The sequence below is a fragment of the Mesorhizobium sp. M8A.F.Ca.ET.202.01.1.1 genome (assembly GCF_004791595.1).
GTDB lineage: Bacteria > Pseudomonadota > Alphaproteobacteria > Rhizobiales > Rhizobiaceae > Mesorhizobium.
This window is the reverse complement of sequence record NZ_SRUN01000309.1, coordinates 1-282: the sequence shown is the minus strand read 5'-3', so window position 1 is coordinate 282 and position 282 is coordinate 1. Positions and strand designations below refer to the sequence as shown.

Genomic DNA, 282 nt, shown 5'->3' with positions numbered 1-282 from the left:
GCCTTCTCCAACTATCTCAACTCGCGCCTCGTCGGACGTATCGGCATGCGCCGCCTGTCGCAAGGCGCGCTGCTGCTGTTTCTGGTGATCAGCCTGGCCTGGCCCTGGTTGTAGAAGATCGTGTAGTTCACGCCGGCGCCGACATAAGGCTTGAACGCGCCGAGATCGGTAAAATGGTACTGCAACGTGAGCGTCGGCGGCGACCACGCCCGCCGAGACCATTTTTGTTATTGTCGAGAAATTACCCCTCATACCGAAGACTCCCAAGCTGGTTGATTGCAC

At 58.2% G+C, this 282-nt stretch carries 1 pseudogene; it reads right to left on the bottom strand.

Going from position 1 to position 282, the window contains the following annotated elements:
- Positions 1 to 104: 104 nt before the first annotated feature.
- A pseudogene (locus tag EN845_RS34995) lies at positions 105 to 212 on the bottom strand (OmpW family outer membrane protein); the annotation flags it as partial.
- Positions 213 to 282: the final 70 nt, after the last annotated feature.